1 pseudogene is annotated in these 291 nt (G+C 35.4%); it reads left to right on the top strand.

Annotated features, from left to right (window positions below):
- Positions 1-291 (top strand): annotated as a pseudogene (locus LB941_RS12415) (ISL3 family transposase); the annotation flags it as partial.

Here is a 291-nt window from a genome sequence, read left to right as displayed (position 1 = left end):
GTTGCGCAACGGCTTTAAACTAGTCAAGGCTACCGCCTTACCTTCTGCTGGTATAGCCAATGTATTGTTTATTCGCAAACAAAAATTCATTTGTCCTAAAAGTGATAAGTGTCCTAATGTAGTTACTAAGTTAGCTCAAGTTGACGATATTCAATTTAATCATCAAATTACTAAAGCTGTTATGTTAAATACCATTTCAAAGCTTTTTGAAAATGTTTCGCAAACTGAGATTGCTCGTCAACATGCTGTTTGTGCTATGTCAGTAATGCGTTTTGCTAGAAGTACAACAAC

It is taken from the genome of Ligilactobacillus ubinensis, from assembly GCF_024160875.1.
Lineage (GTDB): Bacteria > Bacillota > Bacilli > Lactobacillales > Lactobacillaceae > Ligilactobacillus > Ligilactobacillus ubinensis.
This window is presented reverse-complemented; position numbering and strand designations above follow the sequence as displayed.